The following is a 22627-nucleotide window of genomic DNA, read 5'->3' as shown; positions in this document are numbered from 1 at the left end:
GGATAAGCAAAGCACCGCGCGACCCATCACGGAAGCTCTGCCTCTCTCCAGAGCGTCAGCAGGAAGAAGACATAGAACGGCACGAATTGCAGCAGCAACCGGCCCAGACTGGTGCCCTGCTCAGCCCAGCGATGAGCGTCGGTGAGGAAGAACAGCCCCCAGAGCAGCATCAGACTGCCGAGCACCAGCGTCAGCCCCGACAGCAGCCAGGGCGAGCGCTCGCCACGCACGATTCGCCAGCTCGCCACGGCCAGTCCGACTAGCAGCAGATAACCGAGCAGGTGCCAGTTCTCCAGCCCCAGGAGTGTCCGGGCGAAAACGCCCCAGTTATCGTGATAGCCCAGCTCGAAGCGCCCGATGAACGGCAACTGGAGTGCGGTCGCGCTGATTTCGATTTGGCCGATCAGCGGCGCCTCGAAACGCAGACCGATCAGCCAGGCAAGTCCGAAGCCCAGGACTGCCGCCGCGATCAGGCTCAAACCGATCCGACGCCAGCGTGCCTCGGCGAGGATCCAGGCCGGGACCAGGAGCACCAGCCAAGCCGCGCCCTCCAGCTTGAGCAGCGGCCAGCTCGCGGCCAGGACCAGACAGAACACCGCCTGACGCCTATCACCCGTGCGCGTCCATTGTAAAAAAGCCATCAGGCTCAGCCCGAGCGCCCCGGCTAGCCAGAGATCGGCATAGCCCGCCAGGGCCACATGGGTGTCGAGCAGGGGCAGCGAGATCAGCAGCCAGAGCGCCACCAGACTCGTCAACGGCGAGGTGCCCCAAAGACGCGCCTGACCATAGAATCCCAGCGCCAGCGCGATAGCCCCCCCAAGCCAGGGCAGGTTCGCCGCAGTTTCGTTCCAGCCGCCGGCTGCCAGCGTCGGCCACAGCGCCAGGAATGAGACGAGCGACGGATAGTGCCAGGCCTCAATGGTATAGACCGCGCCCGAGCTATCGCTCGCCCAGACCTTGGGCGCGACGAAGGGCACCAGTTGCCCCAGTTCGGACCAAACGCGCGCGCGCACCGCCCAGGTCGTCCAGGCATCCCAGGGATACAGCGGCTGCCACCAGACCTCCAGGGCCAGCACCGTGAAGCGCAGGCCGATCCAGCCGAGCAGCAGCACACAGAGCAGACGTGATCCGAGTGCGCGCCTGTCTCGATCCCAGGCTGGCTGAAACGACTGGAGCGCGCCCCAGGCGGGTGGCCTCCAGCCATGCACAGCCCAGCCGAGCGTCAGTGCAAAACCGAGCATCAGCAGCCAGAACGCGACCCGCAAGCCAAGCATCGACAAGGGATAGAGCGCCAGCGCGCCCGCCAGCAGCCCTAGCCAATAGCCATAGCCCAGTGCCAGTGGCCAGACACCCGGCGTCCCAGCCGGCCACAGCCGCCGCACGAGCACGGTCCCCGTCAGCCAGGGCAGCAGCAACGACAGTCCAACGGCGAACCAGGCGGTCGAACTCATGCTTGTATCCATGCTCAGTCAACCTCTGCCAACGGTGCGACCCGAAACAGCGTGCCCAGACCCGGCCGGGACACTTCGCTCGATACCGCCAGCCGCCAGTCACCGAACGCCAGTTCGGAGCGCGCCCGGTCATAAGATGTGCGATCGAGTGGACTCATCAGGAGCACGAAATCACCCGGCGCGACCCCGCTGGCGGCGTCCAGGGTCGCGGTCAGACGGACATTGTGCGGGAGCAGATGGTAGCGCGCCCGATTGGCACCATAGCCTGCCGGATCGGACGCGAGAAGAAAAATCCGTGCTGGCTCGGCGCCGAGTTGGTCGCGGATCGCTTCGATGAAGGGATAAAACCCCTGGTCCGGCCCTACGCGCTGGCGCTCGGCCGCGTCGAGTCCGGCATAGAGCGAATGGGTCTGATCCAGGCGTTCCAGCAGCAGCCACTGCCAGCGCGCGTCGAGCGCCAGCCAGCCGACGAGCAGAATGACCGCATAGGGCATCCAGGCACGGAACCCGCGCCAGGGCTGCGCGAGCAGCAGATGGATCAGAGCGGCGAGCGCGCACCAGACGACTACCGGGATCAGCGGCCGGATCCGGCTCGCACCCTCCGCCGAGTCCGTGAAATTGATCGAACGCCCTGTCCAGCCCAGATCGCGCCGCCAGTCGTTCCAAGCCAGTGGGAGAATCTCGGACAGGGCTGGACGCCGTGGATGCAGTGTCAGTCCCTCGAACAACAACGGCTCGGCCTCGGCCGTCGATCCAACAACGGCCAGACCCACGCCGACGATCAATCCCTCCCAATTCGGGTCAGCGGTCAGGGTGACGAAACCGGCGCGGCGCTCGTCGGGCGAAATCAGGTGGTCGAAGGGCTTACGCGCCGTCGCTGCGGTGGCCCAGATGACGCGCAGTTCGCGCGTCTCGTCCAGGCCGTCGACCCGCCAGCCCAGTCCACGATAGTCGCGCGCCTCGAAGGGTCGGATCGCGCCCTGGACCAGTACCAGCCCATTGGGCGCCGGGTGCTCGACACGCAGACCACGCTCGCTCGGCGCGCCCTCGCCCGCCGTGAGCTGAAGCGACTGGGCGTCGATGCGAATCGTCGGTCGTGCCGGATTGTCGCTCCAGAGATAAACGCCCGCGAGCAGCAGCCACAGACCGAGCGTGGCGCCGATCATCGCCGCGGCAAGGGCGAGCGGGCGATACCAGGGCGATTGGAGAAGGGCGTTTTTCAATGTAATTCAACCGCGCTTCATCACATCGGTAAAAACATGCTCATAGCCGCGCACCATGCGCTCGATGGAGAGTTGCCCGGCGCGTTCCAATCCATGCTCGGTCAGCCGGCACCGGCGCTCGGGATCGGTCAGCAGCATGCTGATGGCGCGCGCAAGCGATTCGGCGTCGTCCATCGGCGTCAGCAGACCATATTCATTCGACCCCAACACCTCGCGCGGACCATAGGGGCAATCGGTCGCCACCACGGGCGTGCCACAGGCCAGCGCCTCCAGCATGGTATAGCCAAAGCCCTCGAACTGACAGGTATGCACATAGAGATCGGCTTGGCGGATATAGGGATAGACGTTCTCGCAATGGCCGAGGAAACAGACGCGATCGGCCAGCCCCCAGTCGACCACCTGACGTTCGAGTGCCGCGCGATCCGGCCCATCGCCGATCAGGACCAAGGCCGCTGGATGGATCGACTGCAAGCGCCGGAAGGCCGCGAGTAGCAGGCCAAGATTCTTCTCCGGCGACAGACGCGCGGCGGTGCATAGACGCGGCAGATCGGGCGGCAGTGCCTCCAGCCCTGGTGCCGGTTCGGCAGCCAGACGCGCCACGCTGGCGCCATCGATGCCGTTTGGAACGACCACCGTGCGCCGCGCCGGCCCCAGAAAACGCCGGCTCAGTTCGCGTGCCGTGCCCTCGGACGGAACGATCATACGATCGGCCAGCCGCGCTGTGGCACCGACGGCCAGCCGCAGAAATAGGTGGCGCTTGCGTCCATGCTCATACAGGCGCATGTGCTCGTATACCGGCCCGCGAAAGCTGCCGACTGTCTTGACCGGCAGACGCGCCAGCCGCCTCCCGAGCACGGCCAGGGCCGAGGGATAGTGCATCATCCCGAGCACCAGATCCGGCTGAGCGCGTGCGATCAGCGTGCCGATGACACGCGCGTCATCGCGCAGCTCGCGCGTGTTCGTGAACCAGCCGCGCGACAGATGCACGGCGGTGTCGATGAAGTCGTCATAGTCAGGCGGAACCAGATCACGCAGCGCTGCGGGCGCGGCGAGCGTGATGCGGCGCACCACACCGCGATCGAGATGCGTGATCAGATTGCTCGTCGTGCGCTCGGCGCCGCCGAATACCGTGGCCAGATGCAGCATTAGCAAGTGCATGCGGGTGTATTGGTACGACTCCGGGCCGGGCCGCGCACCCGGCCTGGAGACTTCAGGATCAATAGCGCGTGAAGACGATGTCCTGCGACTCGACCCTGAATTCGCTCACCCATTCGCCGTCGATCCACAGCCAGCGGTTTTTGACCGAAGCCACGCGCTCAGGCTGTTGGATAACCTCGCCGGTCATGGGGGCCTTGAACTCAGGTACATGGGCGCGAATGGTGGTGACGACCTCGGCGACCGGCCCCTTGATGGTAATCGCGTCGATCTTGGCCTCGCTGTACTTGATCTTGCCCATTTTGGACAGATAGAGGTTCAGCGGTGTGGCGGCCTTAAAGAACGGATCAAGATAAGTGTAGGTCGTGTTGTAGTCATCGGCCTGCATCGCTTTCCAATAGCCCTCGACCCGCTCGCGCAGAGCGGCTTCAGCAGTCTCAGCCTGGCGCTGGCGCTCAGCACGCGCCGAGTCTGCGATCGATTTCAAACTGGACTCATCGAGAGCCAGCTCGACGAGTTGCTTACCCTTGAGCGTGTCGTCGGTGTAGCGCTCGGCGATCACACGATAGCCATCACCGTCAGCATAGACCGCGTTCGGCTCATAACGCAGCCCCAGGTTGACGCCCGGCTCACGCGGCAGTGGCACATCGGCGATCGCCCAGGTCGCACCATAGTCGTTGGAGAGGCTGGCGTAGAGACCGGAGCGGATGTCGCGCCAGTCTTCCCAGACCAGCAGCACCTGTCCGGGCTTCTGGCCGAAGGCGACCGAGGGATTACGCGCATTGAACAGCGCCAGCATTTCATCGTCGCCTGTGCGAGGCCGGACGGGCTTGGACCAGGTTTCGCCGCGATCAGTTGAATGAATCACATAGACGTCTTGCTTATCCTGATCGTGCTGGCTGCGGTCGCGCCCACTGACGGCGAGCAGAATATGCCCCTTATCGTCAGTCGCTATGTTCAGGCTGCCGATGTCGTATCCGCGCAGATCCTCGAAGTTGAAGCGGGTCCAGGTCTTCCCACTGTCGTCGGAACGCGCACCTTCGAGATGGAAGTCGCGCTTGTCTAAACCGCGCTGGGACAGCCAGATCGCGAACCAGCGCGAACCGGAGCGGAAGGCTTCGAAGATCGGAGTGACTTCGGACACATCATCCGCAACCGTCACAGTCTCGGCAAAATCGCCGCCTGCCGGACGGAAGCGCGAGACGATACGCCGCCCCTCGACATCGCCCTGCCAACTGAAGACAGCCAGATTGCCTTGCGGGTCGGAGACCATGACCGGATAGATGCCCGCCATCACCAGCTCAATTGGGGACAGTTCCTGGCTGGCGCGGTTCAGGTTCCGATAATAGATATTGTGGATGCTATTGGTTGGCTGGCCGGCCTTTTCGCCGTACCAGAGCAGATGGGTCAAACCCTTGGCGTCGGACTGAGCCACGAAACGGGCCAATGGCTCAGTGTCGGCACCAATTTCCAATGGAGCAATTGATGTCGCATCCGCCGCTAGTTGCTCTGTGTCAAGCAAATAAAGTCCCTTGTCAGGATATTTATCGCGCCAGAGCGTAATTGCGCCCTTATCGGTCGCCAACAGAGCCAATCCGGATGGGGCCTGAGCGCGATTATTTGGAACGAGCAGACGTTCATTTCCTTCAGGATCACGCAACCGAAGCAAACGATCGCGATCATAGTAGGCAAGCCACTGCCCGCCCACAGCATCATGCACATATTTCCAGCCGCTGTCGGCTGACATGACTGAGCCAGACAGCGTCTCATAGGAGACGGCTGGTTCAGATTGATTGGCGGCAAGCGATATGGTGCTTGCAAAACAAGCACTTATAAAATACCCCAGACTAAGAGCATTGAGTGTTCTAACAATCACTGAAATCCCCAACAGTTAAGGCTGAAATCAAAGGTCATCATAAGCGTCTAGCGGTACTTCAAACTCACTACACCATCCATCATGGGGTGCGCGGACGCTATCCGAAAATGCTGCCTCTTTTTAGAACAAGGTATTAAGAATATTAAACTAATCAAGGAATCAAAATAATTACGATGCATACATAAAAAGGCCGCCCGAAGGCGGCCTTTGTCTTTACTTCAACTACAAAATCAGTAATGGAAGCAATTTAGATCGTTGGCTGCTTAATCAGCGAGGCCAAGGGTTATTGGCATCGGGACCATACATAATGGCATTGTTGAAGGTATCGTTCATCGACTCGCCATTGAACATTCCACCAACGCTGTATTCAAGCTTGATTACAACTGCACCGTCACTGGCCAAGCTTCTATCAGAAACGCTGATCAGACCCGTACTTCTTGTAGGATCGAACGCTGCCATCTGACCATCCAACACGGGGTAGCTCCACAGATTAGCCCAACCACCGTTACCCAGACGAACTAAGGTACCATCACTCAGCAGCGAAGTGGCGTCAACACGACCCACACACACGACATCCTGCTGCAATGTACCAGAGATTACGTTTTCGTCGCGATCGAACAGATCGCCGCGAGTCGTGGTGAAGTACTCGACACGAGCACGATACGCGTTTTCGACATCAGGCGTTTGATTGCCAGAGACAGGCGTCACAAAAAATGCCGTCGTGATATCACTGGTGGAGCCTTCAACCCCAGCAAACGGCATGAGCGCCACGGGCGTAGGACTCTGTGAGGCGGCCCAGCGCAAATCCTCTGAGTTGGATTGATACGCTTGATAACCCCAAGCTGCACCGCTGCCGAACTCAAATACGAAGGCTTCACCAGCCATCGTATCGCCGTCATCTCCGTTGGTGTCCCAGGTAGTGCCGTCACTATTGTCAACGGTTAAATAACCACGCGCAGGCGTGACATAGCGACCAAGAGCATAGTCACGATTAGCAGCTACCCACGGGTTGTTGACGCCAGGATCATTAAAGAGTACGCCTAACGTATCTGAACCATAAACGCCACTAAGATCGATGGTCTGAATATCGTTACGACTGGTCGACAGATATTCGTTGTACTCTTCGCAAGAGTTCGTCAAACCCTCTCCGTTTGCAACGTTCTTGTAGTAGAGACGATAGTGCAGAAAACCCGCAGCCTGAGGCGGACCGTCATTAGACCAGTTGTCATCCGTGGTGTTGATAACGCTGACAATGGTGGTGACGGTTTGACTCAAAGCCACATAGGGGAAAAAGAGGGTATCGGCCTGGGCTACACCAACCGCCGAAACGCCGATGGCTGCCGCGACTGCGGATGCGAGGGTATTTTTTGCGAACATCGCTGGAGTTCTCCTGTGATTCACACGTTACAAACTGACCAAAATGATTTGAGTATTCCGGATCTCTTATGGACTACTCGTGCTGGAGTTAGCGGAGGCGCCGCCCATCCGAAACGCATGCCACGCTGGCTCGCGGCTCGTCCAGGAGTCTACACCACAAATTGTTGTTGTCAACCCACATCCGTAAATTTGGCGACGTCCAACCGGCCGAAGCACAGCAAAACGCACCAGAAAAAGACTGAAAAACGAGTTGTTTAGACTTGTTTTCAAGCACATCGATGCTTCTTGTTGCAAATTGACAACATTTGACGGAAATGTCTCTCGAACCGTTTTTATGACTTTCGCGCCACATTGGCTCGAAACAGACGGGAATCGGACTGGCCATCTGCTGGCGACACGGATTCGGAATGCCTCAGAAGATATCCACATCGCCCATCGTATAATACAAAAGATTGCGCGCAATCTCAGCCGAGATTGCAGTCTCCCAGCGCATGTTGGCCACCACGACCGGGGTTTCAGTGCCAGGGACGCCCAGCGCGGCCCGATACGCGGTCGGCAGCCAGACGCGGATACCCGTCGTCCGGCTCAGATCCGACTCCAGGCGCACGGCCAGTGCGGCCAAGGCATGCCTCGCAGACTCCAGCGGTAGCCACAGGTCGACCAGACTCGGCTCGGAACCCGTCTCCGCGCAGACGCCCCAACCAGCGAGCCGCCCCAGCCGACTCAAACCATAGAGACGATAGCGATGGCTGGGATTATCGGCATAGCGCCAGTGCAGATAAGCGCGGTCGCGGATCAAACCGAGACGACACTGAGCGTTCAGACGCTCCCAGAGGGCGTCGATGCGCGCGTCGTTCCAGTCCAGCGGCGCGGCACGCCAGAGATTGTTCCAGCGGCGTGGCCCCGAAAGCCGCGATTCCAGGGCGATCTCCAGGCACTCGTAGACGCCGGATCGCTCGCCGATGAGATAGGGACGCTGGCCCGGAAAGCCGTAACGGAAGGCGGTCGGCAGCCGTTCGGCGATGCGCGCGAGCAGATCGCGCAGCATAAGCGTGAAAAGGTTATGGCGACCCAGCCCACCGCGATGCTCGGGATGCACCATGACGTCGCAGACCTGCACGATCGGGATGGGGGCACCCTCGCGCCAGCCAGGCAGGGGCAGGACGCCGGCGTGGGCGACCAACTGCTCGCTGTCGTCGAGTGCGACGACCGATTCGGCACAGTGGTAGCCAGCTCCGGTCGCCAGCGCACAGCTGGCGCCATATTTCCAGCGCCATTCCTCCGCTGTGCGAGATTCTCCGAACACGGTCGCGAACAGCTCGCGTAATCGGTGCTCGTCGTTCGGCTCGGCGGCGCGCAATCGATATCGATCCATCGCTGAATTATCCAGTGGAAGTTCAATCTCCGGCAAGCGCTTTTTCTGGCGCGTCGAGTCGTGCCGGCTGAAATCCCTGGATCTGCCGCTTCCACATGCGCCGATAGAGTCTTTCAAGCTGGCGGGCGAAGCGTTCGCCATCGAAGAAGGGCGCGTGCGTTTTGGCCTCGCTCAAACGCGTCCGAAGTGCCAGGAGACGCACTGGATGGCTAGCCAGATCAAGCGCCAGCGCCTGATACTGATCGAGATCCGTGGCGATCAGCGCGCTCAGACCACAGGCCGCGAGCAGACTGGAGGCCACGCGAGCGGCGAAGGTTTCGCCCTGGCAGGTCACGAGCGGCACGCCCATCCAGAGCGCGTCCGAAGCCGTGGTGTGGGCGTTGACCGGCAGCGTGTCGAGCATGAGATCAGCCAGCGGCAAACGCGCCAGATGCTCAGGCTGAGGGCGCTTAGGCGCGAAGATCAGACGCTCGGCGGCGATGCCTCGCTGTTCGGCCTCGTGCGCCAGATTGCGTCGGATGGCCTCGGTGCGCGCATAGAGCCAGAACACCGAGCCGGGAACGGCCTGAAGCAAGCGGCACCAGCGTTCGAAAACCTCGGGCGTGATTTTGTAGGGGTCGTTGAAACAGGCGAAGACGAAGGCGTCCTCGGGCAGCCCGGCCTCAGTGCGCGTGGGCCGTGCACCGACCCCGCGCCGGTCGTCGACCGGGGCATAGGCATCAGGCAGGTAGGCGATGGCCTCGTCATAGGACGCGACATGCTCCGGCGGGACGACGACCGGATCGGCAATCAGATAGTCGATGAAATCGCTCCCCAGACCGCCCGGAAAGCCAAGCCAGGTCACCTGGATGGGACTCGGACGCTGGGCCAGAATTTCCAGGCGCGCGTTGCGGGTGTAGCCCTTGAGATCGATGAGGATATCGATGCCGTCCTCGCGAATACGCCGTGCCGCCGCCTCGTGGGTCAGATCGCGAATATCGATGAAGTGCTCGAAAGCCGTGCGCAAACGCTGGCGCATGGGGCCGCCGTCGTCATGGCCGGTCGAATAGGCGAATACCTCGAACTGCGCGCGGTCGTGACGCTCGAAGAGCGCGGCGGTGAGATAGGCGGTGGCGTGCTCCTGGAAGTCATCGGAGAGATAGCCGAGGCGCAGTCGCGCTCCGGTCGGTTTAGGCGGAGCGGGTGGCAAGTCCAGGGTGCGTGACGACCAGGGGGCATATTCGGCGGCCTGAAGACGGGCGATGCGCTGCTGATCGGCGGCTGTAAATCCAGGGATGGCCAGCGCCGCGAATGGTCGGATCACGGACTGATCGGCCGTTCTGACCCGCTCGATCAGGGTCGCACAACGCGCGTCGAACTGGCGCCAGTCACAGACATGGAGCTGGTTGCGGATCAGCGCGCTGAGCAAGTAGGGCGGTTGTGGCTGCGGTGATTCGTGGGCGCGCGCGAGGATGTCGACGGCATCCTCGAAGCGCCCGAGATCCGACAGCCAGTCGGCGAGCCTCAGGGCACGCTCTGGGCTAGTGGCCTTGGATTTGACGGTTTCGGCGGCGAACGCCAGCGGCCCGCTACGGTCCTCGGCGGGTTCGGTGTCGGGTCGGTCGCGATCGAGAAGCTTATAGGCCGCCTGCAGCAGCGAATAGCTGGCGATCAGGAGTTCGGGATCGAGCCGCAGCGACTGGAGTGCGTATTGGAAGGCCGCTTCCAGCGCATGGGCGCGGAGCGCGACATCGGCGGCATTGTTCCAGGTCTCGGCGCGCAGTGGACTCAGGCACAGTGATTGCTCAATGGCCCGCCGCGCGCCCTCGGTATCACCGAGCCGCGAACAGGCCACACCCAGATGGTCCCAGAGTTCGGCGCGTCCGGGGATGAGTTCGGTCGCGCGCGCGAGCGACTGACGCGCGGCCGTGAAGTCACGCTGGGCCATCGCGGCCAGGCCGCGCAGATGATGCGCCTCGCCCCAGGATGGCTGGTCAGTGAGCGCGCGCTCCAGCTCGGCAAGCAGGGTCTCGATATGGCCGGACTGATAGAGCTGGATCAGGCGGGCGAAGGTTTCCTGGAGCCGCGCCTGTACGGCTGAACCCGTCGGTAGATTTAGCGGTGCGTCAGGTGGCTCGGCGCCGACCTGAGCTGGCATCGGGCGCGATTCAGCCTCATGCGCCTCGGGTGTGGGTGCGTCGATCCAGGTCCGCCAGCGCGCTAAGGTCTCGGTGGCCAGGCCCAGCGACTCGGCCTCGGCCAGCCGCTGCTCGGCTTCGGAATGACGTCCGGCGCGTATCAGGCTGTAAATCCAGGCGCTACGCAACACCGCCGAGTTCGACCATTGCATCGTCGCGCGCGCAAACAGCGGAATCGAACTCAGGCCGCAACCAGCATCGATCAGGGCCACACCCAGGTTGTAGGCGGCAAGGATGCGCTGTGGCCGTTCGCGCAGGGCGCGCGCATAATCGACCAGGGCACGCTCCAGATCGCCCTGCAGATGGGCGGCGAGTCCGTCGGCGAGTGGATCGGACGGTTTCGTGGCGGCTGGAGCGGACTGGGACGACCAGGAGACCGAGTAATTGCTCAAGACGATACCTAGACTGAATGAACGTTGCTGAACACGAATTTGTTCCCTATCGCGCCGAGCATTGTCTCACGCACGGACGGGTGCTGGTGCTGGCGCCACACCCGGACGACGAGGTCTTCGGCTGCGGGGGCGCCATTATGCGTCATCTGGCCGCAGGAGACCCAGTGCGGGTCATCATCGTCACGGATGGCGCGCTGGGCGTGGGGCCGGATCAGCCCGACCCGATCCGGACCCGCCGGGACGAGACGCGCCGCGCGGCGGCGGTGCTCGGTCATATCGAGCCGGTGTTTTGGGACTGGCCTGATCGCGGGCTCGAATATGGCGAGCCGCTGCTCGGACAGATCCTGGAGGCCATCAACGACTGGTCGGCGGATCTAGTCTATGCGCCATCCTGGTGGGAGATCCATCCAGACCACCTGACGCTGGCGCTGGCGAGCGCCGAGGCGGTGCGGCGCTGTGAGCGTCCGCTCCAGCTTGCGTTCTACGAAGTTGGCTCGCCGCTGTGGCCCAATCGGTTGCTCGATATCACGGATCTGGCCGAACGCAAGCGCGCGGCCATGGCCTGTTTCACGACCCAGATGGCCCAACAGGACTACGACCGCCACGTTGCCGGACTGAACAGCTTTCGCACCTATACGCTCGCACCCACGATCCGCGCTGCCGAAGCCTACCGGCTCTTGAGCGGCGAGGAACTGTGCGCGCCGCCCTGGGACCGGATGCGCCCCTCGTCCGAGTGTTCGCTGAAGGATCTCGCCGCGTCACTGCGCCAGCCGTGCGGAGACTTCGAAGCCCGACTCGCCGCCATCGAGCGCTCGACCTCCTGGCGGATCACCGCTCCGCTACGACGGCTGGTCCGGCGTCTGCGCCGAAACTGAACCAAGCCGATCATCCGTTCACGACGGCAACCAGTCTTCTCCGAGGATCTCGGATTCAGCCCAGGGGCAAACCTCAGGGAAGTCATCGCGCCCGGTCTCATCAGCCGCCTGTGCCACTGCATCCGACCAGACATCCGCCCACCAGGCGGTATCGGCGATCATGGCCTTCAGGCTCGGCGTTTTCTCCAGACGACGCCGCACGCCGCGCCGTTGCTCCCTGATGGTGCGTGCCCAGCTGTTGCCGCGCCGCTCGGGTTGATGATGCCATTTCAGCAAATGCATCAGCAGGATCGCCATGCGATTGGCGAGCTCGCGCTGTTCGCTCTTGCCCACGTCCTCGATCTCCTCGGCGATGTGCTCCAGGTCGAGCAGGTCAAACCGCCCGGCACGGATCAAGCGCGCCTGCTCGTTCGCCCAGGCTACGATGTCGGTGTCGTAACAGGTCGTCATGCTCGATATCTCAAGACTGGAAGATATCGCGATAAGCGGTATAGACTGCGATGGTCAGTACAGGCACGACCACGAGCCACCCCAAAAAGAGCGGAATCGCGCCAACGAAGAACAGCACCAGCGCGATCAGCCCGAAGACCAGGAACGGCAAAATATTCTTCAGGCAGCCCATGAAGCTGAGCTTTAAGGCTTGCATGACCGGCACCGCGTCCAGGGCCACGAGCGCCGGGGCGAAGAACATGGCCATAGCCAGCGGCATACCCAGCAGGAGCGCGATCAGGATTGGCAACATGAACTGCGGACCTGTAGCCATGGCCTGGAATTGCTCGGGCGTCATGGTCGCACCGGGCGCCAGCATCCCCGCGCTGCCGATGGTGAAGATGAAGAGCACACCCACCACCAGGCCGATGAGCAGCGCCAGCCCCAGATAGACGACGCCGATGAGCGCCAGCGAAGCGGGGCGTACCGAAAATCCGCTGAAGAGCTGACCGACCTTGAATCCCTCGCCGCGATCCTGAGCCTGGGCGCCGAGCATGAGTCCGGCAGTGAACATCGGGCCGAGAATGGTGGTCGCAAGTCCGCCGATCAGCGGCACCAGACTGACCACGATGATGATCAGATAGAACAGCAGCAACGCGCCGATCCAGGCCAAGGGCGCCTGCTTGAAGAACCCCCAGGCCTCCTGGATCCAGCCCCAGCCGCGACCGGCCTCAACCACAGTCGGCTCACCGATTCGACCCAGCGATGCGTCGAGATCGATAGACGGCGACGCCCCCGAGCCGGAGGCCGCCGGTTTGGTTAGCGACGGCCCCGATGCACCCGATTGCGCTTCGATCTCGACCTCCAGCCCCACCGAGGCCAGCGCCTCCTGATAACGCTCGGCCTGCGTGCGGCTCAGATCATGCTTGATGACCCGTCCCTGACCGTTCATCACCAGCTCGCGCGCTTCCTCTTCGGTCATGTGAAACGTGCGCGCGAGTTGCTCGACGACTTCGTGATGACTATGGCCGAGCGACAAGCGCCCCGAATAGACAATGCGATATTGAGTGTCCACCTGAATCAGCCCCCCCCGATGTTGAGTTGTGATCCTGTTTTTAGACCAGACAGCGTTTCAACCAGTCCAGCACGCCCGGCTCAGCGGCCCAGACGTCGCGCATGGCCTCGCGATACAGCCAGGCCTGATCCTCGCCGCCGAGCGTGACGCCGAGCGGATTCAGGCGCGGTTGCTTGATACGCTTGCGTGTCAGATAACGCGGGATGCGCGGCAGACGGCGGATGGCGGTCTTGAGCACGGTGCGCGCGCGATCCTCACGTCCGAGCCGATAGAGCGCCAGCACCTCGCCATAGGCCAGGTCGGCGAGCAGATCGTCCGGAAAGCGCCGCGCCAGGACCAGGGCGCGTTCATCCTCGCCATCGCGCAAATAGAGGTTCATAAGCTCTGCGCGCGCGCCGTGGTTGTCCTGGGGGTTGAGACGCAGCAGGGCTTCGAGCGTGCGCCGTGCTTCATCGGCGTGTCCTTCCTGAGCCTGCGCCAGATAGCGCCGGAACAGCAGCCGCAGGGCCGGACGGTTGTGCTCGATCGACCAGGGGAGCTGACGTCCCGACTCCGGCGGCAGGGTCTGCTCCAGGATCGCCCAGGCCCGATCGAGCACGGGGGTGAGCAGAGCGTGCGCGATCCAGGGCAGCGCACTCTCGGGATGCTCATAGAGCACCGTCGCCAGATCGTCGAGCACGTCCAGACTGTCGGCCAGCTCGGGATGACCGAGCAGATACTCCAGCCAGCCCGGCTCGGACCAGACATCGAGCTCACCGCTCAGGGCAAGATGGGTCGAGGGCGGCTTGCCGCCTGGATAGAGCCGGTGCCAGAACTCCTCGGACCGTTTGACCGCCGCTGGCGCGCGCAACTCGGCTGGCCGATCGGAGTCGATCATGACGTCCGGTGCGCCCCCAGTGGTCGCGGTGTCGGACGCCACGCGCCGCCGACCCTGTGCCTCCAGTCCATCGAAGAGTTCAAGTTGCGTGGTGCGCGTCGCGGGTGCCGGCTGGGCGCGTGGACGTCGGTTGATCAGACCATAGTCGGGTAAGGGTCGCGCCATGGCGACCGCAACCCAATCGTGCAGATCCACCAGTGCCGGGTCGAGCGCATCGGCCTGAGTGTTGACCATGGCCTCCTGCGGATCGACGACGACCTGCTCCAGAAAATCCATGAAGCTTTCGGACTCGACCCCCAGGCGTCTGAAGCGATGCAGCCAGAAACGCGCCCGCTCGCGCGCCAGGGCATCCTTGTGCTGAGCCACCAGCAGCGTGATTTCGAGCAGGGCCGTGCCCGGACTGTCCGGGTCGCTGCGCTGTGCGGCGGTGAAGGCCATCTGGGCCAGGTGGTAGTCGCCGGCGTCGATATTCATGGTGCCCAGCCGCTGCCAGGCCGTCGACTGGAGCGCGCGGCTGCCCTCCTCACAGACACGCTGGAGCAGCGCGAGCTTCTTGCGCCAATGGTCGAGCCGGTCGTAGGCATCACAGAGTAGATCCAGCGCCGGCTCGTAACGCCCGTCGAGCGGCTCCAGCGATCCGGCGAACAGCGGCTCCAGCAGCGCCACCACCCGCCCGGGCCGATCCTCGTCGAGCCAGCGGTCGGCAATGCGCGCCAGCAGCGGCTTAGGGACAGCGCCGCTGGCCAGTGCCGCGCGCACCTCGTCCTCCGACAGCCACTCAATAACGATATCCCACACCAGCTCGGTCGAGAGTTGCGGCAGCTCGTCGAGATGGCCGCAGCACTGACCGTAGGCGAAGCCGGAGCCGCAGGGACAGGGCGCTTCAGGCGCCGGCTGGGGAAGCGGGCGCGGCTGGAAGGCATTGGACGGCAGCGGCGTGGCGTCCCAGATGAGCGTGGCAAGCATTCGCGTCAGGCGCGCGATCTCGGCGGGGTCGAGACTGGACTCCCACAGACCCAGGGTCTCGGGGATATAGTCGTCCGCCCAGTCGAGATAATCGCGTGGATCGGGATGCTCCAGGATGTGCCGAACAGACTCCACGATGACCTGTTCGAAATGTTCCGCATCAGCGGCATCGTGCTGGACCATGACACACTCCTCCACTCGCTAGTGAGATGCGCATTCTAAACCGCGTCCAGCCTGAATGATGCAGAGTTTTGGGTTAGACCTCCGGGTAACGTCCGTGATCTCCAGGCTTAGGGTACGCCAGGCGTACCCTACGGGCCTCAAGACGAGGTATGGAGTATTTGGCCCGCTTCGTCCTCGACCGTCACCTGCATCGGGATGCCCTGGCGGATGCTGGCCGAGACGACGCAGAAGTCCTCGAACAGATCCTTGCAGCGGGCGAAGCGCGCCGACTGCGTGACCACATCGCTGACGATCAGCCGGATCTCCATGGCGCCGATGCGCAGTCGTTTGCGCGCGTTGCGGACCATGACGCAGGTCGCCTCGGCACGCAGACAGTTCTCGGGCGGTTCTTCTTTGAAAACACAGTAGAGCAGACTGGCGCTCAGACAGTTGGCGGCCGCCGCCGCGAGCATCCGCGAGGCGTTCGGCCCCTGTTGCTCGCCGAGCGGCGGCGGCTCGTCCATCAGGACATCCGGCGCGCGCTTCCAGTCGAAGGCGACATTGATCAGGAAGCCTTCCTGCTGCTGGAGATGAATGGTGAAACGACCTTCTTCCTCGGACATGTGAGCCTCCTCGACGATCAGGTTCAGGGTTCGATGCGGCTGCCGAGCACATCCAGAAATTTGCGCATCCATTCCGGATGGGCAGGCCAGGCTGGAGCCGTAACCAGCGTGCCATCGACATAGGCATTGGAGACGCTCTCGTTGACTTCGCACCAGGTGCCGCCGGCGCGCTCCAGCTCCGGACGCACGGCCGGATAGGCGGTGCACTGGCGCCCCTCCAGCACTCCGGCGGCGGCCAGGATCTGCTGACCGTGACAGACCGAGGCGATCGGCTTGTCGCCGGCGGCAAAGTGCCGCACGATCTCGATGACGCGCGGATTGAGGCGCAGATACTCGGGGGCGCGACCGCCCGGAATCACCAGAGCGTCATACTTGGCCGGATCGACGGTGGCGAAGTCGGCGTTGATCGCGAAGTTGTGGCCGGGCTTTTCGCTATAGGTCTGGTCGCCCTCGAAGTCGTGAATGGCTGTACGCACAGACTCGCCCGGCTGTTTGCCCGGACAGACCGCATGGACCTGATGCCCAACCATCTGTAGCATCTGGAAGGGTACCATTGCCTCGTAGTCCTCGACATAGTCCCCGACCAGCATCAGTATCTTTTTGATCGCCATGAGCGGTGTCCTCCTCCGGATCGCTTCGATTGGAAAACTCAAACTATAGCATTAGGGATCACCGCGACGAGTGCTCGCCTTGATCCCGCCCTGCCTCGACACAGGAGTCTCGAAACCCATGCTTGTGACCCCGCCCTGGCCGCTTGCCCGCGCCCTGCTGTTCAAACTCGATCCGGAGCAGGCGCACAACCTCACGCTCGCCCTGCTTGCGCGCTGGTCGACGCTCTTCGACGGGCGGCTCAGCGTGACGGATCTCGCGCGGCGTCCGGCGCTGGCGCGCGAGGTCATGGGTCTGCATTTTCCCAACCCCGTTGGTCTGGCGGCTGGACTCGACAAACAGGGCGAGGCCGTGCCGGCCTGGCAGGCGCTCGGCTTCGGCTTCGTCGAGGTCGGAACCGTGACCGCCCTGCCACAGCCCGGCAATCCGCGCCCACGGCTGTTCCGGCTCACGGACGATACGGCGCTGATCAATCGTATGGGCTTCAACAACGGCGGTGCGGCGGCGATGGCTCGGCGGCTCGGGCGCCTGCGGGCGCGCGGTCTGCCCGAGATTCCGCTCGGGGTGAATCTGGGCAAGTCCAAGGTCACACCGGCTGAGCAGGCCGCTGACGACTATCGTCGGAGCTTCGAGCAGTTGGGCGAGCTGGCCGACTATGTGGTCGTCAACATCTCCAGCCCGAACACGCCGGGGTTGCGTGATCTGCAACGGGTCGATGAGGTCGCGCGCATTCTGGAAGCGATTCAGGGACCGAATCAGCGTCTGAGCCGTCCGCGTCCGATCCTGGTCAAGCTGGCCCCGGATCTGGCTGACGACGAGGCCATCGAATGCGCACGCGCAGCGCTCGAAGCGGGCGCGACCGGACTGATTCTCACCAACACCACGATTCGCTTCGACGGGCTCAAGAGTCCGACCACGGGCCTGAGCGGCGGGCTCTCCGGGCGGCCGCTGCTGACGCGCTCGACCGAATTGCTAGCCAAGGTGCGTGCGGCGCTCGGTTCCGAGCCGGTCATCATCGGCGTCGGCGGCATCCTCGACCCCGAGGACGCGCGCGCCAAGCTCATGGCTGGCGCCGATCTGATCCAGATCTATACCGGTCTCATCTATCGTGGTCCTGGATTCGTGCGCGAACTGCTGCGCGGACTGTAATATCGCGTTTTGGAATCTCTATAGAGGAGGAGTCCCCGTCATGGCGCTGGCTCAGGAAGATATTGCCTTCATCAAGAACCATCTCGGCGAATGGCTGGCCGAGCAGAGCCTCGGTAAGCCGCCGATGGTCTACGAGATCGAACTGCGCGAGCGCATGGTGCGCGTGGAGGAAGAGCTCAAGCACCAGCGTGAGCTGATGCGCGAAGGCTTTGAGCGCATGGACAAGCGTTTCGAGCAGGTCGACAAGCGTTTCGAGCAGGTCGACAAGCGTTTCGAGCAGGTCGACAAGCGTTTCGACGAAATGCTCAAGCGTCACGATCAGCAATTTTTCTGGCTGTTCGGACTCATCGCGACCGGCGTGGGCCTGGTCATCGCCGCACTGCGGTATCTTTAGGTGTGCGGAATCGCCGGATTCATCCTGGCTCAAGGTCGGCGTCCCGAGCCTGAGTGGCTCGATCGCATGGCCGAACGGCTCGCGCATCGCGGACCGGACGATCGCGGTCGCTATTGTGCCGGGCTGGTTGGCTTGGTGCAGACGCGGCTGTCGATCATCGGCCTGGAGAGCGGCCATCAGCCGCTGCTGTCGGCCGACGGCCAGCTTGCGCTGGTCGCCAATGGCGAGGTCTACAACTACATCGAGCTGAACGCCGAGCTGCATGCGCTTGGCCATCCGCCGCGCACCGGCTCAGACTCTGAAACCATCCTCAACGCTTATGCCGCGCATGGACTCAACGCGCTCGACCGACTGCGCGGGATGTTTGCCTTTGCGCTCCATGATGCGCGCGCTGGACGCCTGATCCTCGGGCGCGATCGACTCGGCATCAAGCCGCTGTTCTATGTCCGGCGGCCCGACCGCATCGCTTTCGCTTCCGAGATCAAGGCGCTGCTGGCGCTCCTGCCCGAGTCGCCCCGCATCCAGCCGGGCGCGCTGCGCCAGTTCCTGCAAAACCAGTTCGCCAGCGGCGAGGAGACATTGATCGACGGCATCCGGCGCGTTCCGCCGGGCACGGCGCTGCTGATCGACGCCGATCTGAGCATCCGCGAGCACCGCTACTGGTCGGCGCTGGATGTCGCACCGCGCCGGATCGAATTTGAGGAGGCACGCGCCGAACTGGACGTGCTGATGGACGCGGCCATGCACGAGCACATGCGCTCCGACGTCCCCTTCGGGCTGTTTCTCTCCGGCGGGCTGGATTCAGCGGTGCTGGCGGCCAAGCTCGCCGAACAGGGTGCGGGACGCATCAAGAGCTATTCGGTCGGCTATCGCGGCACGACCATGTCGCATGAACTCGACGAGGCCGCGCGCGTGGCGGCGCATTTCGGCTTCGACCATCGACCGCTCGCACTGGAGCTGCCCAGGGTCTTCGGGCGTCTGCCGCATACGGTCTGGTGCGCCGACGAGCTGATGCGCGATTACGCCTGTCTGCCGACCTCGATCCTGGCCGAAACCGCCGGCACGGAGCTGAAGGTGGTGTTTTCGGGCGAAGGCGGCGACGAGGCGTTCGCCGGTTACGGGCGCTATCGTCCGCCGCTCGCCGAGCGGCTGCTGAAGTCCCTGCTCCATCCGGGCAGCGGCGGCTTCCGTACCCGAGGTCAGTGGGCGGGACGCTGGACACGACGCCTGATGGGACCGGCACTGCGCGCAGTCGCGGATGCTGATCGCGCCCCGGTGCAGCGCGCCTGGCGCGAGACGCCCCGACACTGGTCGGACATGCAGCGCCGCCAGTACACGGACCTGATTACGGCACTACCGGATAACCTGCTGGTCAAGACCGACCGACTGTTGATGGGGTTCGGGCTGGAGGGGCGCGTGCCCTTTCTCGACCATCGGATCGTCGAGTTCGGACTGTCGCTGCCGGACGCGCTCAAAGTGCGGGGACATCAGGGCAAATGGCTGGTCCGGCGCTGGGCCGAGCCGAAGCTGCCACCCGGCCATCTGGAGCGGCCCAAGCGCGGTTTCCATGTCCCGGTCGGCGACTGGCTGCGGGGGTCGCTGGCCGCCGAGGTCGGACAACGGCTGGCGCGCAATCCGGGCGTGCGCGACTGGTTCGAGGTCAGTACCATCCCCGAGCTGGTCGCCGCGCGTCAGGCCGGACGCGGCGGCGGGCGCGAGCTGTTCGGGCTGATGCAGTTTGCGATCTGGCACCGGCTCTTCATCGACCGACCTGGACTCACGCCCGCGCCGGACGAAGATCCGCTCGATTGGATTTAAGACCGATCCTGAACCAACACCCAGGGCTTGACGACCACGGCCCACAACTCAGTATCCGCTGTCAGCCAGGCACGCGCCTGCGCATCGCTCACCGGTGCGAGGCGTCCGTGTTCCAGCTCAGCGGCGATGACCTGGGCTTCATCGCGTGAACACTGGAGCGCCAGCTCGACCAGATCCAGCCTAGGGTCGACCGCAATCACACGCCCTTGAGCGAAGAAGCGTTGCAGTTCGCGCCAGGGGATGCGGGCCGTCTCCTGGTTGAGCCTGGCCCGCTCCAGTGCGTTCTGATCCTCAAGCGGCTCGATCGGTTGCATCACCCGCATCCGTTGGCGTTTCAGGAGTCTCTGGGGCGACCGGCGTCTCATCGGCCGCCTCGCCGGACGACTCGGTCAGCGACTCGTGCACGAGAATGAGTCCGGCCAGCGGCGGCAGCGAGATCAGCAGCGAGTGCGGGCGACCCATCCAGCTCACGGGCTCGGCGGTCACACCGCCCTGATTGCCGACATTGCTGCCGCCGTACAGCTCGGCATCCGAGTTGACCGCCTCGCGATAGAACCCAGGCTCGGGCACACCGATGCGATAGTTGGTACGCGGCACCGGGGTGAAGTTGAACACCGCCGCAATCAGGGTCTTGCCGGCGCGGTCCTTGCGAACATAGCTCAGGACCGATTGGGAGCTGTCGTGACAGTCGATCCATTCAAACCCGGCGGCGTCGAAATCGACTTCATGCAGCGCGGGAAGCGTGCTGTAGATCCGGTTGAGATCCGAGACCAGCTTGTGCACGCCCTGATGGGGAGGACGCTCCATCAGCCCCCAGTCGAGCGAACCGGCGAAGTTCCATTCCTTGCCCTGACCGAACTCACAGCCCTGGAACAGCAGCTTCTTGCCCGGATAGCTGAACATGAAGGTATAGAGCAGCCGCAGACTGGCGAACTTCTGCCAGCCATCGCCCGGCATCTTGTCGAGCATGGATTTCTTGCCGTGCACGACCTCGTCATGCGAGAAGGGCAGCACGAAGTTCTCGGTGAAGGCGTAGAGCAGGCCGAAGGTCAGCAGGTCGTGATGGAAGTGGCGATAGATCGGGTCTTTCTGCATGTAGGACAGGGTGTCGTGCATCCAGCCCATGTTCCACTTCATGCTGAAACCCAGCCCGCCGAGATAGGTCGGACGCGACACCGCCGGCCAGGCGGTCGACTCCTCGGCGACCATAAGCGTGCCGGGGAACTGCTCGTGCGTGACCATGTTCAGCTCGCGGATGAAATCCACGGCGTCCAGGTTCTCGTTGCCGCCGTACTTGTTGGGAACCCACTCACCGGCGTTGCGTGAGTAGTCGAGATAAAGCATCGAGGCCACGGCATCGACGCGCAGACCGTCGATGTGGTACTCCTCCAGCCAGTAGAGCGCACTGGCGAGCAGGAAGTTACGCACCTCGTTACGCCCGAAATTGAAGATCAGCGTGCCCCAGTCCTTGTGCTCGCCCAGCCGCGGGTCGGCGTGCTCATAGAGCGCGGTGCCATCGAAACGGGCGAGCGCATAGGCATCCTTCGGGAAGTGCGCCGGCACCCAGTCGAGCAGCACACCGATTCCCTCGCTGTGAAAATGATCGACAAAATAGCGAAAATCATCCGGCGAGCCGAAGCGCGCCGTGGGCGCGAAATAGCCGGTGCACTGATAGCCCCAGGAGGCATCGAGCGGATGCTCGGTGATGGGCATCAGCTCGATATGAGTGAAACCGAGTTCCTTGACGTAGTCAGCGATCTCGTGGGCAAGCACGCGATAGTTGAGAAAGTTGCCGTCCGGATCGCGCCGCCAGGAACCGAGATGGACCTCATAGACCGACAGCGGCTGATGCTGCCAGTTGCTCTCGGCGCGCGCGGCGATCCAGTCGGCATCGCCCCAGTCGAAGTCGCTCTGCACGGCGATCAGTCCGGCCGTCTGCGGACGCTCCTGGAAGGCCTGTGCATAGGGGTCGATCTTGATATGGATGTGGGTGGCGCGATCGCGGATCTCGTATTTGTAGTAGCTGCCCGGCGTCAGATTTGGGATGAACAGCTCCCAGACGCCCGAGCCACCGCGCACCCGCATCGGATTGGCGCGCCCGTCCCAGGCATTGAAGTCGCCCACGACGCTGACCCGCTCGGCATTCGGCGCCCAGACGGCGAACTGAATGCCGACAACGCCCTCGACCTCGACAACGTGGGAACCGAGGATGCGATAGATATGCCAGTGCTTGCCCTCGCCGAACAGATGCAGATCGAGATCGCCAAGCTGGGCGGGAAAGCAGTAGGCATCATGCTGGACATGGGTTGCGCCGTCGGTATCCACCCATTCGATCTGATAGCGCGCCGGCAGTTGTCCAGGCTCGCCCTCCCAGACGAACAGATCCGTGCCCTCGATCCGGTTCATCGGCGCATCGGGCTCGACCAGCCGGACACGCTCGGCCTGAGGCAGGAAGACGCGCGCGACGGCCCGTCCGTTGTCCTCGTGGCGTCCAAGAACCTCGAAGGGGTCGTGATGACGCGCTTCGACGATGCGCTGCAAGGGTTCCGGGAGCTTGGGGGCGGAGCCTGTCGCGTTAGCCATGTCGTTCCTGTACCTCTGGGGATTGGAATACGCAGGGATGG

At 63.3% G+C, this 22627-nt stretch carries 18 protein-coding genes; 4 read left to right on the top strand and 14 right to left on the bottom strand.

Features of this window, described 5'->3' with window-relative positions; genetic code table 11:
* Positions 1-26: 26 nt before the first annotated feature.
* The 7 genes from GJ668_RS00490 to GJ668_RS00460 all read right to left on the bottom strand — a co-directional run bounded on the left by GJ668_RS00490 (position 27) and on the right by GJ668_RS00460 (position 11026).
* Positions 27-1451: a hypothetical protein gene (locus tag GJ668_RS00490; RefSeq protein WP_155448151.1), complete on the bottom strand. Its 1425-nt coding sequence runs from the start codon at positions 1449-1451 to the stop codon at positions 27-29.
* Positions 1452-1465: 14 nt separating this feature from the next.
* On the bottom strand, positions 1466-2674 hold the full coding sequence (locus GJ668_RS00485) for a hypothetical protein (RefSeq protein WP_155448150.1): 1209 nt from the start codon (positions 2672-2674) through the stop codon (positions 1466-1468).
* Positions 2675-2680: 6 nt separating this feature from the next.
* Positions 2681-3832, bottom strand: coding sequence for a glycosyltransferase (locus GJ668_RS00480; RefSeq protein WP_155448149.1), 1152 nt, complete (start codon positions 3830-3832; stop codon positions 2681-2683).
* A 58-nt stretch (positions 3833-3890) separates the two neighbouring features.
* Positions 3891-5576, bottom strand: a complete 1686-nt coding sequence (locus GJ668_RS00475; protein ID WP_155448148.1) for a sialidase family protein — start codon at positions 5574-5576, stop codon at positions 3891-3893.
* 396 nt (positions 5577-5972) lie between these two features.
* Positions 5973-7082, bottom strand: a complete 1110-nt coding sequence (locus GJ668_RS00470; RefSeq protein WP_155448147.1) for a hypothetical protein — start codon at positions 7080-7082, stop codon at positions 5973-5975.
* Between the two features lie 412 nt (positions 7083-7494).
* Positions 7495-8457, bottom strand: coding sequence for a GNAT family N-acetyltransferase (locus GJ668_RS00465; protein ID WP_186342799.1), 963 nt, complete (start codon positions 8455-8457; stop codon positions 7495-7497).
* A 22-nt stretch (positions 8458-8479) separates the two neighbouring features.
* Positions 8480-11026 carry an O-linked N-acetylglucosamine transferase family protein gene (locus tag GJ668_RS00460; RefSeq protein WP_155448145.1) on the bottom strand — a complete coding sequence of 849 codons (2547 nt, stop codon included), beginning with the start codon at positions 11024-11026 and terminating at the stop codon, positions 8480-8482.
* Between the two features lie 17 nt (positions 11027-11043).
* On the opposite strand from GJ668_RS00460, the gene GJ668_RS00455 reads away from it, so the two are divergent.
* Positions 11044-11901 carry a PIG-L deacetylase family protein gene (locus tag GJ668_RS00455; RefSeq protein WP_155448144.1) on the top strand — a complete coding sequence of 286 codons (858 nt, stop codon included), beginning with the start codon at positions 11044-11046 and terminating at the stop codon, positions 11899-11901.
* 18 nt (positions 11902-11919) lie between these two features.
* Here GJ668_RS00455 and GJ668_RS00450 read toward each other — a convergent pair whose 3' ends face one another.
* The 5 genes from GJ668_RS00450 to GJ668_RS00430 all read right to left on the bottom strand — a co-directional run bounded on the left by GJ668_RS00450 (position 11920) and on the right by GJ668_RS00430 (position 16644).
* Entirely contained in the window at positions 11920-12351 is a 432-nt protein-coding gene (locus tag GJ668_RS00450) for a DUF29 domain-containing protein (protein ID WP_155448143.1), read from the bottom strand.
* A 10-nt stretch (positions 12352-12361) separates the two neighbouring features.
* Positions 12362-13405 carry a BPSS1780 family membrane protein gene (locus tag GJ668_RS00445; protein ID WP_343032152.1) on the bottom strand — a complete coding sequence of 348 codons (1044 nt, stop codon included), beginning with the start codon at positions 13403-13405 and terminating at the stop codon, positions 12362-12364.
* A 40-nt stretch (positions 13406-13445) separates the two neighbouring features.
* Positions 13446-15431: a hypothetical protein gene (locus GJ668_RS00440; protein WP_155448141.1), complete on the bottom strand. Its 1986-nt coding sequence runs from the start codon at positions 15429-15431 to the stop codon at positions 13446-13448.
* Positions 15432-15568: 137 nt separating this feature from the next.
* Positions 15569-16033: an OsmC family protein gene (locus GJ668_RS00435; protein WP_155448140.1), complete on the bottom strand. Its 465-nt coding sequence runs from the start codon at positions 16031-16033 to the stop codon at positions 15569-15571.
* A gap of 23 nt (positions 16034-16056) precedes the next feature.
* Positions 16057-16644: a DJ-1/PfpI family protein gene (locus GJ668_RS00430; RefSeq protein ID WP_155448139.1), complete on the bottom strand. Its 588-nt coding sequence runs from the start codon at positions 16642-16644 to the stop codon at positions 16057-16059.
* Between the two features lie 118 nt (positions 16645-16762).
* Between GJ668_RS00430 and GJ668_RS00425 the strand changes: the two genes are divergently transcribed.
* Genes GJ668_RS00425 through asnB form a run of 3 tightly spaced genes read left to right on the top strand, consistent with a single transcriptional unit; the run spans position 16763 to position 20003 of the window.
* Complete coding sequence (locus GJ668_RS00425; RefSeq protein WP_155448138.1) at positions 16763-17791, top strand: quinone-dependent dihydroorotate dehydrogenase; 1029 nt, start codon at positions 16763-16765, stop codon at positions 17789-17791.
* Positions 17792-17831: 40 nt separating this feature from the next.
* Positions 17832-18185 carry a hypothetical protein gene (locus tag GJ668_RS00420; protein ID WP_155448137.1) on the top strand — a complete coding sequence of 118 codons (354 nt, stop codon included), beginning with the start codon at positions 17832-17834 and terminating at the stop codon, positions 18183-18185.
* Entirely contained in the window at positions 18186-20003 is a 1818-nt protein-coding gene (asnB, locus tag GJ668_RS00415) for an asparagine synthase (glutamine-hydrolyzing) (RefSeq protein ID WP_186342798.1), read from the top strand.
* On the opposite strand, the gene GJ668_RS00410 is transcribed toward asnB, so the two are convergent.
* Together GJ668_RS00410 and glgB are read right to left on the bottom strand one after the other, a co-directional pair.
* The gene (locus tag GJ668_RS00410) at positions 20000-20317 is read right to left on the bottom strand and encodes a DUF2288 domain-containing protein (RefSeq protein WP_155448136.1); all 318 of its coding nucleotides are present in this window, start codon (positions 20315-20317) and stop codon (positions 20000-20002) included. The genes asnB and GJ668_RS00410 overlap by 4 nt on opposite strands.
* On the bottom strand, positions 20295-22586 hold the full coding sequence (gene glgB, locus GJ668_RS00405; RefSeq protein ID WP_155448135.1) for a 1,4-alpha-glucan branching protein GlgB: 2292 nt from the start codon (positions 22584-22586) through the stop codon (positions 20295-20297). Before glgB ends, GJ668_RS00410 begins: the two co-directional genes overlap by 23 nt.
* Between the last annotated feature and the right edge of the window lie 41 nt (positions 22587-22627).

It is taken from the genome of Allochromatium palmeri (genome assembly GCF_009720725.1).
GTDB classification, from domain to species: Bacteria; Pseudomonadota; Gammaproteobacteria; order Chromatiales; family Chromatiaceae; genus Thermochromatium; species Thermochromatium palmeri.
The sequence above is the reverse complement of the archived record's forward strand: the minus strand, read 5'-3'. Positions and strand labels throughout refer to the sequence as shown.